Source organism: Nonomuraea glycinis (assembly GCF_014646515.1).
Taxonomy (GTDB): domain Bacteria; phylum Actinomycetota; class Actinomycetes; order Streptosporangiales; family Streptosporangiaceae; genus Nonomuraea; species Nonomuraea glycinis.
In genome coordinates, this window is sequence record NZ_BMNK01000015.1 from 41,020 (window position 1) to 52,575 (window position 11,556).

Below are 11,556 nucleotides of genomic sequence, written 5' to 3' on the forward strand. Positions count from 1 at the left end.
CGGGAACTTCTCTCAGGATTCCGTGAGCGGGATGTACACCCGGCCGCCCTGCTCCGTGAACTGGGCCGACTTCTCCGCCAGGCCCGCCGCCAGCGCCTCGGACTCCGCCAGGCCGCGTTCCGCGGCGAAGCGCCGTACATCGTGGCTGATCTTCATCGAGCAGAACTTGGGCCCGCACATCGAGCAGAAGTGGGCGGTCTTGGCCGGGGCGGCGGGCAGGGTCTCGTCGTGGAAGGACCGGGCCGTGTCCGGGTCGAGCGACAGGTCGAACTGGTCCTCCCAGCGGAACTCGAACCGGGCGTCCGACAGCGCGTCGTCCCACGCCTGCGCCTGCGGATGCCCCTTGGCCAGGTCGGCGGCGTGCGCGGCGATCTTGTACGTGATCACGCCCGTCTTCACGTCGTCCCTGTTGGGCAGGCCGAGGTGCTCCTTGGGGGTGACGTAGCAGAGCATGGCGGTGCCGTACCAGCCGATCATGGCGGCGCCGATGCCGGAGGTGATGTGGTCGTAGCCGGGGGCGATGTCGGTGACCAGCGGGCCGAGCGTGTAGAAGGGCGCGTCGTCGCAGAGCTCGCGCTGCAGGTCCACGTTCTCCTTGATCTTGTGCATGGGGATGTGGCCGGGGCCTTCGACCATCACCTGGACGCCGTGGTCGCGGGCGACGGCGGTGAGCTCGCCCAGCGTGCGCAGCTCCGCGAACTGGGCCTCGTCGTTGGCGTCGGCGATGGAGCCGGGCCGCAGCCCGTCGCCCAGGGAGAACGCCACGTCGTAGGCGGCCAGGAGCTCGCACATGTCGGCGAAGTGCTCGTACAGGAAGCTCTCGCGGTGGTGTGCCAGGCACCAGGCGGCCATGATCGAGCCGCCGCGCGAGACGATGCCGGTCTTGCGGCGGGCCGTCAGCGGCACGTACGCCAGCCGGACGCCGGCGTGCACGGTCATGTAGTCGACGCCCTGCTCGCACTGCTCGATCAGGGTGTCGCGGTAGACCTCCCACGACAGGTCGGCGGCGACCCCGTCGACCTTCTCCAGGGCCTGGTAGAGGGGCACGGTGCCGACGGGGACGGGGGAGTTGCGGATGATCCACTCGCGGGTGGCGTGGATGTCCTTGCCGGTGGACAGGTCCATGACGGTGTCGGCTCCCCAGCGGGTGGCCCAGGTCATCTTGTCCACCTCCTCCTCGATGGAGGAGGTGACGGCCGAGTTGCCGATGTTGGCGTTGATCTTCACCAGGAAGTTGCGGCCGATGATCATCGGCTCGGTCTCGGGATGGTTGACGTTCGCCGGGATGATGGCCCGCCCCGCGGCCACCTCGTCCCGTACGAACTCCGGCGGCACCCCTTCCCTGACCGCGACGAACTCCATCTCGCGGGTGATCACCCCCGCGCGGGCGTAGGCGAGCTGGGTGACCGGCGCCCCGGTCGCCCGCAGCGGCCCCTCGTCCCGCGCGGCGACGTCGCCCCGGGCGAGGATCCACTCCCGGCGCAGCGGCGGCAGGCCCTGGGTGAGGTCGGTGGTCGCGGACCGGTCGGTGTACGGGCCTGAGGTGTCGTACAGGCGGACTCGTTCGCCGTTGGACAGCAGGATCTCGCGCATGGGGACTCGGAGATCACCGATGTGGACCTTGGAAAAGCGCGCGTCGCTCACCACGCAACTCCCTTCGCCGGCATTATCCGGATCAGGTTCTGGCGGTCGGCGGCTGATGAGTAGCCGTCCTCTCAGCCCGGTCGAACCGGGCTCCCGCGTTGGACTGCCTCAAGTTAACCCGCCCCCCGAGAACACGCAAGATCCCTTTCAGAGATCGACAAGCAGCGCTACGCTCGGCCCGCTCCTGTTGCCCCTACGCCGCCTGACCCTTGAGGACACCGTTGATGAGCAGAATGTGGCCGGAGATCGCCCGTCCCGACGCCGGCACCGTCCTGGTGACCGAATCCGCCTCGGCCGCCGCCTGGGAGGGCGCGCCGTGGCCGGCCGGGCTCCTTTCGTTCACCGAGTTCGCCGCCACGGACGGCGGCACCGTACTGACCTACACGCAGTGGGCGAACGGCGAGGCCGATCGCGCGTTCCTGGCCGGGCTGACGGGAGCGGAGCCCGTCGCGTACGAGCCGCATCCCGGCGGGATCTCGGGCCACTTCCACGTGAGCGACGACGATATGTACACACTCAACTACGCCGAGTGGACCGGCGAACAGGCGCCTCGGGACGCCGTCGCGAGCTCGGGGCAGGGCTCGGCCGACTGGCGAGGAGTCCAGGAGTCCCCCGGGGCGAAGAGCAGCCAGGCCAGGCGCTATCACCTGCTGCGCAGCCTGCCCGCGCCCGCCGAGGAGGTGCTGGACAGCCCGACGGGCTGGGTGGCTCAACACATCCGCTCGTACGTGGACAGCAACGGTCAAAAGGGTCACCTCTACCACGGCATGCCGACCCTGCTGCTCACCACCCGGGGTCGTAAGTCCGGCCTGCTCCGCCGTACCGCGCTGATCTACGGGCGGGACGGCGACCGGCATCTGCTGGTGGCCTCGAACGGCGGCTCGTCACAGCACCCCGCCTGGTATCTCAACCTGACCGCGCACCCCGACGTCACCGTGCAGGTCGGCGGCGACACGTTCGGCGCGCGGGCCCGGGTGGCCACCCCGCAGGAGAAGCGAGAGCTCTGGCCGGTGATGGCGAAGGTCTTTCCGCGCTACGACACCTATCAGGAGGCGACCGAGCGGGACCTTCCGCTGGTCATCCTGGAGAGGTCGTAGCGCGCGGCCGTCCCGGTTCCCCGCTCAGGTCGATCAGGTGACTGTCCCGGTTCCTCGCTCAGGTCGACCAGGTGACTGTCCCGGTTCCCCGCTCAGGTCGACTAGGCTCCGCCTCGTGAAGCGCCAAATCGTCGCCGGACTGATCATCGTGGGGCTCATCGGTACGAGTGGCCTGGCCGTGGTCGCCTCCGCGGCCGGTTCGCTGTTCGGCACCGACACCGGCTGCGCCGGGGCGGAGCAGCGGCTGCAGCCGGTGCTGAGCTCCCTCGCCATCCTGGACCAGGCGCCGGCCGGGGCCGAGGCCCTGGGCGGCCGCTCGTCCGGCTGCGAGGCCGGCGACCTGCACGTGTACGTCGGCCAGAACTACCGCTTCACCGGCGGCAGAGCCGACGTGCTCGCCTTCTACGACCAGCAGGCCACCCAGTCCGGCTGGCGCCGCGCCCCCGCCAACCCGTCCGTGACGAACGACAGGAGCCTCTGCTACACCGGCTCCGTCGGCGGCGGGACGGCCTTCGCCTACGTCTGGTTCCCCGGCGACTCCGGCCTGGCCGCGTCCAACGAGTACAACGTCACCGTCTCCGCCCTCGGCGGTGAGTCCGCCAACCCCGGCGCCGTCATGTGCTGACGGGATCAGCGGGACAGCACACCCAGTTCGGCCAGAAGTCTCCAGACGTCCGTTGACGGTGCCCGATCCAGCACCCTGCAGTCCCGGGCATGGCCCTTCCCCGCTGTGCATCCCAGACTCGGGCAGTTGGCGATCAGAGTCTTCGCCCGGCGGCCCGCATCGTGCTCCCTACCGTCCAGAGCCTGCCTCTGGGCGTCTTCAAGGCGCTTGTCATAGTCGCGAAATGCCTTGTGTGCACCTCTCAGTTGGTCCTGAACGCTCTTCGACCTCGGTGCTCCCTGCACGCCGGAAGCGAAGTGCAACAGCAGCCACAACTCAAAACACGGGTGTGAGAACGCCACCTTCACTCCTGCGGCATCCGCCTTGGCGTAGGAGTCCTCGACACGACTGTGATCATCTCTGTCGAAGAACGCCCACACCTGCTCGCGCTTAGGGTCGTCGAGCTCGTCGAGCTTTTCCAGGGCCCACGCCACCACTTCATCAGGCTTCAGGCCCTTACGTCGCCAAAGGACATGAATGTCGAAGGCTCGCGGCTCACCGCAGAACCTCTCCTTCACGAAGCTCAGGTAGTCGCGCTCGGTACTTTCGCCCTCCACGACGGCATAGATCACCTGACGTTGCCTGCCCTCGGTCACCACACGTGGCACTCGGGCGCTGCCGGTCGGTGCCCCCTTCTTTCTGATCCGGTTCACGCGCGGCCTCCGGCGGTTTGCTTCTCGACCTCCAGCGCCATGCCGCCCAGCCCGATGTGCGGCACTCCGCCGTAGCGTCCGCGCAAGTACCCGCGCTCCAGACTCTCGTCCGCGCGTACGCCCACAGAGGTCAGGGGATAGAGCTCGGACTCGCCGGTCCTGCGCTTCTGGGTGATCCACACCTGCTCACGGTCCAGCGGGCGATCGACGTGAGCCTTACTCAGCAATGTCGCGTCGTGCCCGGTGAACAGGAGTTGCGCTGCCCGTGGGTTGGCGACGGGATCCTTGAAGAGCCGGATGACCTCGGCGACCAGCACCGGGTGCAGACTGGAGTCCAGCTCGTCCGCCAGCAGAACGGTCCCGTCGTCGAGCGCCTTGAGCAGAGGCCCGAGGAAGGCGAACCAGGCGAGGGTGCCGAATGACTCCTGGTGTCGGATGTCGAACGCCACCGGTCCGTCGTTACCGTCGTGGACCAGGGAGACTTCCGGCATCTCATCGCCGCGATCCTCCACTACAACCTCGGTCACTCCCAAGTCGGCGACGGCTAGCAGGCCCTCGACTCGGTCACGAAATCCCGGTCTCAGAAGCTGCCATCGGGTGTAGGCATCACGCTCTCGAAGCTCCTCGCTCGGCCCCACCAGCCAGAAATTGTCCTTGAACCACTCGTACAACGGCACCAACTGCTTCAGCTGCAGAGACGCCGCCGCTGTGAGGAACAGCGCGTTCGGACGGGTGTAGTCGACCACAGGCTTCTTGGCGCCCTTCAACCGATCGCTGGGAAATCGGTACTCGTCCGCGCCGCGAGCCAGCCGCTCGGCGTCCCGTTCGAACCAGACCTGGCGGCGTCGGCTCCCGTTGGGGAACACATGAAGCCATTCCGTCTCCACACGCTCGTCGGAGACCTCGAAGCCGTAGACGTATCTGTCCCTTCCGATCAGGACGTCCACCTCGAACAGGGAGGCATCCTGCAGCGCCTCCCGCTCCAACGCGAACGGCCGCCTTGGCACACCTCTGGCGCGAGCCCAGTCAGCCACGGAGTCGAGGACGGCGTGGCGCATCCAACGCATCGCGTTGAGCACGTTGGTCTTCCCTGACGCATTGGCGCCGAAGACGGCCGCTACAGGGGAGATGTGCAAGCCGTTGACCGGACGCGCGGCGCTGTCGGACCCAGTCGGGGCGAGCAGCGACAGCTCGAATTCCTCCCGGAAGGACAGAACGTTCGAAGCTCGGAACCCCACCAACATGCTGAGCCTCTTTCCTGCGCGGGTAAGATTCGAGACCATATTCTAAGGCTTCTTGTGAGAAGAATCCTCTAGAGATGCCCTCTGATAAGAATTTATTGCTAGCCGTTGTCGGTGAAGGTCATGATCCGTTTAGGGTTGGGTGGCATGAGCATCCCCCTGGCCATTTCGCTCTCCTCGGCGCTGCTGTTCTCCGGTACGGCCGCCTACCCCGTCAATGGGGCCCCCGGGCTGACCGCCAACGCCCTCTACGCCAGGACCAAGCCGGTGATCAGTGCCTGCGTCCTGTCCAAGGGCACGACCGAAGCCGCCACTCGCGGCTACCTGGCCAAGCTGGTCAGGTGCCTGAACACCGCCTGGGCGCCGGTGCTCAGGTCGGCCGGGTTCAAGGTCAGGCCCGCCTCGCTGGCCGTGGCGCGACGGATGCCCAAGTGCGGCGGATATTCGCCGGACGCGATGGTGGGCTCGGCCGCACTCATCTGCGAGCGGGTGATCCGGGTCCAGCTTGGCCCGGACTGGGTCAGGACGCGTGACGATCGGGCGATTCTGGTGGCGGTGGGCAAGGCCTATGGCCGTTACCTGCAGGAGGCGGCCGGGATCGACGCCGCTCAGCGGAAGCTGCGTCGCGGTGACAGGAACGAGGGGGCGGAGCAGGGGCGCAGGTACGGACTCCAGTCCGACTGCCTGGCCGGGGTGACGTTGAAGGGCGTCTGGGGCAAGCGGCCGGGGACGCGGTGGGCGACGCCTATGTCCGGGTTCGGCCGGGGGTTCGAGGGGACGGTGGCGAACCGCCGCTCTTGGCTGAAGCGCGGGTTCGCCGCTGGTGCGCCGTCCGTGTGCAACACCTGGGTCGCCACGTCGAAGGCCGTTGCCTGAACGGTCCCGCATCTGTGCACGATGGACCTGGCCATGGACCGGATCGGGGCCTGACCTGGTGGGTAGTGGATCGCCGTGGACGGACCCGCGGCCAGCGCGCTGCACCAGATGACGGGGCCCTTCTACCTGCTGGACAGGGAGGTCGCCGAGGGCCACCGCGGCGAGGTGTCCTCCTCCTGGGGGCAGGAGGTGAGCCCGCCGGGCCATGAGTGGCTGGCGGTCGGCGACAACAGCGTGCTCTTCCAGGTCTGGCCCAAGAAGACCAGCTATGTACGGCTCGACCTGTGGGGCGGGCCCCCGGTCCCGGACGAGCCCTGGGAGCTGACCTGGGACGGGCGGCTCTTCCTGCCTTCGGGGCTGGTGGTCCTCGTGGAGTTCGAGGAGGCGGAGCTGGAAGAGTGTGCCCCCTTCGACCTGCGGGCCCGCGATGCGCACTGGCGGACGCGGGTGCACGCGAAGTTCGGAAAATATGATCACGGGCCGGAGGTCGCCGCCGACACCTATGACGTGGACTTCTATCGGGTGCAGCTGTGGCCGGGGTGACTAGGCGAGACAGAGCTCCGCGCGGGCGGGGGCCTGATCCTCGTCGAGGCCGTCGAGCAGGATGGCGGCCAACTGGCGGCGCTGGACGCTGGTCAGCGTCATGGGGAGCACGATCGGCATGAGCTCGAGCGCGTCGCCGGGCAGCTGCCGGACATGGCAGGGCAGGAGGGAGAAGGTGTGAACCACTCCCTCACTATCGCAGGCGCCACCGACAGGATCAGGTGGTTTTCGCTGCCAGGTGAGGAAGCTCCTCGGGGAGCGGCACCCACTTGTGCGCCCAGCTGACCAGCTCGTCGAACGCCGGCAGCAGCTCCGCGCCCATCTCGGTGAGGTGGTATTCGACCCGGACCGGGGACGTGCTCAGCACCCGGCGCTCGATGAGCCCGGCGGCCTCCAGCTCGCGCAGGCGGCGGGCCAGCATCGTGTCGTTGACGCCGGGGATGGCGGCCTTGATGTCGGCGTAGCGGTGCGTGCCCTTGAACAGCATGTGCAGCACGGCCCCTGACCAGCGGGCGCCGATCAACTCCAGGGCGGTGTGAAAACGGACGCAGACGGAATGGGCGCTCACCCAGGCATCGTACCCAAGCGGGGACCCGAGTTGCTACAGAAATATTAGTTACTACATAATGTTGAGCAACCGAGCACTCTGCCGCGTGAGGAAACCCCATGGTCAAGCCCGTTCTGCATGTCGTGATCGCCAGCACCCGCCCCGGCCGCTCCGGAAGGGCCATAGGGGAGTGGTTCCGCGACCGGGCAGTGGCCGCAGGGGACTTCGACGTCGAGCTCGTGGACCTGGCCGACGTCGCGCTGCCCTTCTTCGACGAGCCGAACCACCCCAGGCTCAAGCAGTACGTCAACGCCCACACCAAGGAGTGGAGCGCCACGGTGGAGCGCGGGGACGCCTTCGTCTTCGTCACTCCCGAGTACAACCACAGCTTCAACGCCGTGCTGAAGAACGCCCTGGACTACCTGCACCACGAGTGGCACCACAAGGCCGTCGGCTTCGTCAGCTACGGCGGGGTCTCCGGCGGCACCCGCGCCGTCGCCGGCCTGCGCCTGGTGGTCGGCACGCTGAAGATGGTGCCCGTGGTCGAGGCGGTCAACATCCCGTTCCACCCCCAGGTGATAGGGGAGGACGGTCAGGTGCGCCCCAATGACGTGATGACCGGCGCGGCCGACGTCATGCTGGCCGAACTGGCCAAGCTCACGGGCGCGCTGCGCCCGATGCGCCTGGGCGAGTCCGGCTGAGACTCAGCCTGGCCGATCCGGCTAAGACTCAGCCTGGCCGATCCGGCTAAGACTCAGCCTGGCCGATCCGGCTAAGACTCAGCACCTGGCCGAGTTCGGCTAACGCTCGTCCTCCTCGTCGTCGACCAGATGGTCCATAACGCGGGTGACGGCGTCGCCCAGCGGGCGGAAGGCCAGGGTGAGCGCGTTGGCGAGCGGGCCGAAGATGTCGGTCACCTCGCGTAGCAGGTCGTTGCCACCCTTGCCGCTCTCGGGAGGCACCCACCGCATGGCGTCGGCGCTCAGCGTCTCCCACTCGTCGACGACGCCGTCGATGGCATCGAGCACGTGATCAGGATCCCTCGGCATGACCGTTCTCCCAGAGAGAAATCGGATAGTCCTACGGTAACCCGACCGGACCCCATGATGCCTTCCTGAACAGGGCTGGAAACCCCCACGCCGCCACGCCTCTCTCCTTTTCGGCGGGGCGGAACACGCTGGCGTCGTTGGCGGGAACTGTCGGTGGCAGGTCGTACCGTTGCGCGGGTAACCGACGCGAGGAGACGGGGATGCACGACACCGAAGAGGCGCTGTTCATGACGGTCCACGGCATCGCGGAGCGGCTGGCCGGCCAGCCGGTGCCCGTGGTCATGGACGCGTTGGCCAGACAGCTCCCTCCGGCGCCCGGCATCGCGGTTGCGGAGCTCCGCCGGATCGCCGAGGAGATCAGCGTCGGCCGCGACCCATCGGGGCTGTGAGGCGCCCTGCCGGCCGCGCGGTCACCGCTCCCGCTTGACCCAGAACGGCTCGCGCATGCCCCAGAACGGCTCCGCTTGGCCCAGAACGGCTCCCGCATGCCCCAGGGCGGTCACTGCTCCCGCATGCCCCACGGTGAGCCGTACTCTCGCAGCAGGTCGAGGAAGGGGCGGGGTTCGAATGCCTCAGGTCCGAGCACGCCGCTGCCCTCCCACCGGCCGGTGGCCAGCAGCTCCAGCGCGACCACGGGGTTGACGGCGGTCTGCCAGACCACGGCCTGGGAGCCGTACTCCCGCATCGACCACTGGTTGTCGACCACGTGGTAGAGGTAGACCTCGCGCGGCTCGCCGTCCCTGGTGCCCTTCACCCAGGTGCCGGCGCAGGTCTTGCCGTGCATCCGGTCGCCGAGGCCGGCCGGGTCCGGCAGCAGCGCGGCGACCAGGTCACGGGGTGAGACGCGGGCCGGCCCGTCCTCGGTGGGCACGGTGACCGGCTCGATGCGGTCCAGGCCGAGCTCGTGCAGGGTCCTGAGCTTGGCGATGAAGTCCTCGCCGAGCCCGTACTTGAAGGTGACCCGGCCGGCGTCGATCCAGCGGGGCACCAGCAGCACCTCCTCGTGCTCGACGTTCACGCACTCGACCGGGCCGATGCCCTCGGGGAAGTCGAAGATCTCGGGCTCGCTGAACGGCTCGGTGGTGAACCAGCCGCGCTCCTGCTCGTAGATCAGCGGCGGGTTGAGGCACTCCTCGATGGTGGTCCAGATGGAGAACGACGGCGCGAAGTCGTAACCGTCGACGGTGAGGTCGCCCCCGTCGCGGACGCCGATCTCCTCGATCTCGTCGAAGAGCTCGTCGGCGGCGTAGCGGGCGAACACGTCGGACAGGCCGGGCTCCACGCCCATGCCCACCAGGGCCAGCCGCCCGGCGTCCGCCCACGCGCCGGACCTGGCGAACTGCTCGTCGCCCAGCTTGACGCCGGTCCGCTCGTACGGCAGATCCGGATGCGGGTGGGACATGGACATCGCCATGTCGAGGTAGTCGGCCCCGGCCGTGAGCGCCGCCTCGAACAGCGGCATCACGAAGCGCGGGTCGGTGGCGTTCAGCAGCACGTCGCACCGGTGCTCGGTGAGCAGGCCGAGGACGGCGGCCTGGTCGGCGGCGTCGACCCGGGCGGCGGTGAAGCGGGCGTCGAGGGGGGCGACCGCGGCCTCGGCACGGGACAGATCGTAGTCAGCGACCACCATGTGGTCGAAGAACGGCCGCCGGGTGGCGATCCGGGTGACGGCGGTCCCCACACCACCGGCGCCCACGAGAAGAATGCGCATGATCGTGGACCTTCTCCTGATGTCTGGGGGATGCGCTCCCAGCAAAGCCGGTAGGGTCGTCAACGTCAATGGCGTTGGCATAAGGATGAGCATGGCCAAGCGAGTAGTGCCCGACGCGGCCAGAAGGCGGCGCCGCCCGACCAGGCAGGGGCAGGTCCTCACCCACGAGCTCATCGTCGAGACCGCGCTGCGCATGCTCCGCGAGCACGGCGCCGCCGGCCTCACCGCCCGCCGCCTGGGCCTGGCGCTGGGCGCCGACGCCAGCGCGATCTACCGCTACTTCCGCGGCATGGACGACCTGACCCTGGCCATCGCCGACGAGCTGCTTGCGCACGCGCTGGCGGACTGGCGCCCCACCGGTCACTGGCGGACGGACCTGCGCGCCCTCGGGCTGAGCGTGCACGCCGCCTACCTGGCCCACCCGCAGGCGGCGGTCCTGACGGCCAGCCGGGTGACCGGCCGCCCGCACGAGGTCGCGGTGGACGAGACGATCCTGGCGATCCTGCGTACGGCCGGCTTCCCCGACCACGACGCGGTCCGGATCTACCACGCCTTCATCGACCAGAGCCTCGCCTTCGCCGTCCTGGACGCCGCCTCCCTGGCGCTGCCTGCCGCCACCAGGCAGGCCGACGAGCAGGTGTGGCAGGCGACCTATGCCCGGCTGCCCGCGAGCAGCCACCCGCACATCGCCGCCACGGCCGGCCATCTGGTGGGCCGGATGAACGACAGCGCCTATCCCACCGCGCTGGACATGCTGCTGGACAGCGCCCGCGCCCAGCTGGCCGACCTCAGGGTCAGGGACGGATCAGGGTCGCCTCGGGGATGAGGCCCGATGCGGGGAACATCGTCCGTCTTCAGACTGTTGCACATGACCGCAGTAAAGAGGCTGTATCCGCTCGTCGCGCTGGCCGCGATCACGTTCGCCGTGGCGGGGGTCCTGACCGGCCCCGGCGCCTCGATGAACGTGAGCGTGAGCGAGTACGCCGTGACCGGCCGCGGGGGCGTCACGGAGTTGGCGACGGCGGTCATGGCCTTGGGGTCACTGGCACTGCTGGGGGGACTGCGGGCGGCGGGGGCGCCGGTCCGGGGGATGCCGGGGAGGCTGTTCATGGTGTGGTCGGGGGCGCTCGCCGTCACGGCGGTCATCCCGGCCACACCATTGGGCCCGGAGCAGGCCGTACAAGCGCATCAGTGGGCGCTGGCCGCGGCGTTGGTGAGTCTCCCGGCGGCGGCGGCGCTGCTGGTGCCGAGGCTCGCGGCCGACGCGGACTGGCGGCCGGTGGCCCGGGTCGTGGAGTGGCTCGCCCTGGCGGGCGGCCTCGGGGTGCTGGCGCTGACGTACGTCGCGCTGCCCGGGGGCGGGGTGCTGATCGGCCTGGTGGAGTGGGCGCTGCTGGGGGCGGAGGTCGCGCTGCTCGCCGTACTCGCGGGATGGCTGGTCCGGGTGGTCTGGCTGGGCAGCGTACGGCATACCACTAATTTCCCGACATATCACGGAATTATTGCTAGTCGATCTTAAAAGCACCTCGTT

At 68.8% G+C, this 11,556-nt stretch carries 15 protein-coding genes and 1 riboswitch; of the genes, 8 read left to right on the top strand and 7 right to left on the bottom strand.

The features are described from left to right. Positions 1 to 12: 12 nt before the first annotated feature. Positions 13 to 1,644 (bottom strand): phosphomethylpyrimidine synthase ThiC, encoded by a 1,632-nt coding sequence (thiC, locus tag IEY87_RS33050; protein WP_308112963.1) that lies wholly within the window; start codon positions 1,642 to 1,644, stop codon positions 13 to 15. Beyond that, positions 1,636 to 1,751: riboswitch (TPP riboswitch) on the bottom strand. (Overlaps the previous gene by 9 nt.) A gap of 117 nt (positions 1,752 to 1,868) precedes the next feature. Between thiC and IEY87_RS47045 the strand changes: the two genes are divergently transcribed. Together IEY87_RS47045 and IEY87_RS33060 are read left to right on the top strand one after the other, a co-directional pair. After that, a complete protein-coding gene (locus IEY87_RS47045; RefSeq protein WP_308112962.1) occupies positions 1,869 to 2,741 on the top strand; it encodes a nitroreductase family deazaflavin-dependent oxidoreductase in 873 nt (290 codons plus the stop codon). A 115-nt stretch (positions 2,742 to 2,856) separates the two neighbouring features. Continuing rightward, positions 2,857 to 3,366: a hypothetical protein gene (locus IEY87_RS33060; RefSeq protein ID WP_189142769.1), complete on the top strand. Its 510-nt coding sequence runs from the start codon at positions 2,857 to 2,859 to the stop codon at positions 3,364 to 3,366. A 5-nt stretch (positions 3,367 to 3,371) separates the two neighbouring features. Here IEY87_RS33060 and IEY87_RS33065 read toward each other — a convergent pair whose 3' ends face one another. Next, on the bottom strand, positions 3,372 to 4,058 hold the full coding sequence (locus IEY87_RS33065) for an RloB family protein (protein WP_189142770.1): 687 nt from the start codon (positions 4,056 to 4,058) through the stop codon (positions 3,372 to 3,374). Then, on the bottom strand, positions 4,055 to 5,302 hold the full coding sequence (locus IEY87_RS33070; protein ID WP_189142771.1) for an AAA family ATPase: 1,248 nt from the start codon (positions 5,300 to 5,302) through the stop codon (positions 4,055 to 4,057). The genes IEY87_RS33065 and IEY87_RS33070 overlap by 4 nt, the downstream gene beginning before the upstream one ends. A 144-nt stretch (positions 5,303 to 5,446) precedes the next feature. On the opposite strand from IEY87_RS33070, the gene IEY87_RS33075 reads away from it, so the two are divergent. Then, positions 5,447 to 6,175, top strand: a complete 729-nt coding sequence (locus IEY87_RS33075) for a neutral zinc metallopeptidase (protein WP_189142772.1) — start codon at positions 5,447 to 5,449, stop codon at positions 6,173 to 6,175. 75 nt (positions 6,176 to 6,250) lie between these two features. Beyond that, positions 6,251 to 6,718 carry a hypothetical protein gene (locus IEY87_RS33080; RefSeq protein ID WP_189142773.1) on the top strand — a complete coding sequence of 156 codons (468 nt, stop codon included), beginning with the start codon at positions 6,251 to 6,253 and terminating at the stop codon, positions 6,716 to 6,718. On the opposite strand, the gene IEY87_RS33085 is transcribed toward IEY87_RS33080, so the two are convergent. Together IEY87_RS33085 and IEY87_RS33090 are read right to left on the bottom strand one after the other, a co-directional pair. Beyond that, positions 6,719 to 6,904 (bottom strand): hypothetical protein, encoded by a 186-nt coding sequence (locus IEY87_RS33085; protein ID WP_189142774.1) that lies wholly within the window; start codon positions 6,902 to 6,904, stop codon positions 6,719 to 6,721. Between the two features lie 31 nt (positions 6,905 to 6,935). Continuing rightward, positions 6,936 to 7,286 (bottom strand): winged helix-turn-helix transcriptional regulator, encoded by a 351-nt coding sequence (locus IEY87_RS33090; protein ID WP_225277430.1) that lies wholly within the window; start codon positions 7,284 to 7,286, stop codon positions 6,936 to 6,938. A 98-nt stretch (positions 7,287 to 7,384) separates the two neighbouring features. On the opposite strand from IEY87_RS33090, the gene IEY87_RS33095 reads away from it, so the two are divergent. After that, positions 7,385 to 7,966: an NADPH-dependent FMN reductase gene (locus IEY87_RS33095; protein ID WP_189142775.1), complete on the top strand. Its 582-nt coding sequence runs from the start codon at positions 7,385 to 7,387 to the stop codon at positions 7,964 to 7,966. 99 nt (positions 7,967 to 8,065) lie between these two features. Here the strand turns inward: IEY87_RS33095 and IEY87_RS33100 are convergent, their stop codons facing one another. Continuing rightward, entirely contained in the window at positions 8,066 to 8,314 is a 249-nt protein-coding gene (locus IEY87_RS33100; protein ID WP_189142776.1) for a hypothetical protein, read from the bottom strand. A 200-nt stretch (positions 8,315 to 8,514) separates the two neighbouring features. Here IEY87_RS33100 and IEY87_RS33105 point away from each other — a divergent pair, with 200 nt between their 5' ends. Further along, a complete protein-coding gene (locus IEY87_RS33105) occupies positions 8,515 to 8,703 on the top strand; it encodes a hypothetical protein (RefSeq protein ID WP_189142777.1) in 189 nt (62 codons plus the stop codon). 110 nt (positions 8,704 to 8,813) lie between these two features. Here IEY87_RS33105 and IEY87_RS33110 read toward each other — a convergent pair whose 3' ends face one another. Further along, entirely contained in the window at positions 8,814 to 10,025 is a 1,212-nt protein-coding gene (locus tag IEY87_RS33110) for a saccharopine dehydrogenase family protein (RefSeq protein ID WP_189142778.1), read from the bottom strand. A 91-nt stretch (positions 10,026 to 10,116) separates the two neighbouring features. Between IEY87_RS33110 and IEY87_RS33115 the strand changes: the two genes are divergently transcribed. Further along, positions 10,117 to 10,851 carry a TetR/AcrR family transcriptional regulator gene (locus IEY87_RS33115; RefSeq protein WP_189142779.1) on the top strand — a complete coding sequence of 245 codons (735 nt, stop codon included), beginning with the start codon at positions 10,117 to 10,119 and terminating at the stop codon, positions 10,849 to 10,851. Between the two features lie 42 nt (positions 10,852 to 10,893). Next, positions 10,894 to 11,544: a DUF998 domain-containing protein gene (locus IEY87_RS33120; RefSeq protein ID WP_189142780.1), complete on the top strand. Its 651-nt coding sequence runs from the start codon at positions 10,894 to 10,896 to the stop codon at positions 11,542 to 11,544. Positions 11,545 to 11,556 lie beyond the last annotated feature (12 nt).

Excerpts from the sequence above, each read along its gene's own strand:
- IEY87_RS47045 (WP_308112962.1), top strand. The coding sequence starts at position 1,869 with ATGAGCAGAATGTGGCCGGAGATCGCCCGTCCCGACGCCGGCACCGTC.
- IEY87_RS33070 (WP_189142771.1), bottom strand. The coding sequence starts at position 5,302 with ATGTTGGTGGGGTTCCGAGCTTCGAACGTTCTGTCCTTCCGGGAGGAA.
- IEY87_RS33075 (WP_189142772.1), top strand. The coding sequence starts at position 5,447 with ATGAGCATCCCCCTGGCCATTTCGCTCTCCTCGGCGCTGCTGTTCTCC.
- IEY87_RS33095 (WP_189142775.1), top strand. The coding sequence starts at position 7,385 with ATGGTCAAGCCCGTTCTGCATGTCGTGATCGCCAGCACCCGCCCCGGC.
- IEY87_RS33100 (WP_189142776.1), bottom strand. The coding sequence starts at position 8,314 with ATGCCGAGGGATCCTGATCACGTGCTCGATGCCATCGACGGCGTCGTC.
- IEY87_RS33105 (WP_189142777.1), top strand. The coding sequence starts at position 8,515 with ATGCACGACACCGAAGAGGCGCTGTTCATGACGGTCCACGGCATCGCG.
- IEY87_RS33110 (WP_189142778.1), bottom strand. The coding sequence starts at position 10,025 with ATGCGCATTCTTCTCGTGGGCGCCGGTGGTGTGGGGACCGCCGTCACC.
- IEY87_RS33115 (WP_189142779.1), top strand. The coding sequence starts at position 10,117 with ATGGCCAAGCGAGTAGTGCCCGACGCGGCCAGAAGGCGGCGCCGCCCG.
- IEY87_RS33120 (WP_189142780.1), top strand. The coding sequence starts at position 10,894 with ATGACCGCAGTAAAGAGGCTGTATCCGCTCGTCGCGCTGGCCGCGATC.